The sequence below is a fragment of the Tetzosporium hominis genome, from assembly GCF_002265435.1.
GTDB lineage: Bacteria > Bacillota > Bacilli > Bacillales_A > Planococcaceae > Chryseomicrobium > Chryseomicrobium hominis.
This window is the reverse complement of the sequence record NZ_NOKQ01000212.1, coordinates 1-230: the sequence shown is the minus strand read 5'-3', so window position 1 is coordinate 230 and position 230 is coordinate 1. Positions and strand designations below refer to the sequence as shown.

Below are 230 nucleotides of genomic sequence, written 5' to 3'. Positions count from 1 at the left end.
ATTCCAATTTTCATTTTATTTCCTTTTCTATTACAAAAGTTTCATCGCCAACACAAGTAAAATCAAGAGAAGGATGACTGTAAATAAGATTCTGTTTAGTTTCGAGTTAAAAACATTCCTCTTAGTATTCTCAATGCGACGGCTCTTATGAATCGTTGGCTCTACTTCAATTGTTAAAGTATCTTGAATAGAATTATAGTCTCTAGAACGTGAATAACCAAAGTTTTGTG

The 230-nt window shown here is 31.3% G+C and carries 1 protein-coding gene; it reads right to left on the bottom strand.

Annotated elements, in window-relative coordinates:
• Positions 1–30: 30 nt before the first annotated feature.
• Positions 31–230 (bottom strand): cell wall synthase accessory phosphoprotein MacP (gene macP / locus CF394_RS08215; RefSeq protein ID WP_207761699.1); only part of this gene is annotated, 200 nt, incomplete at its 5' end.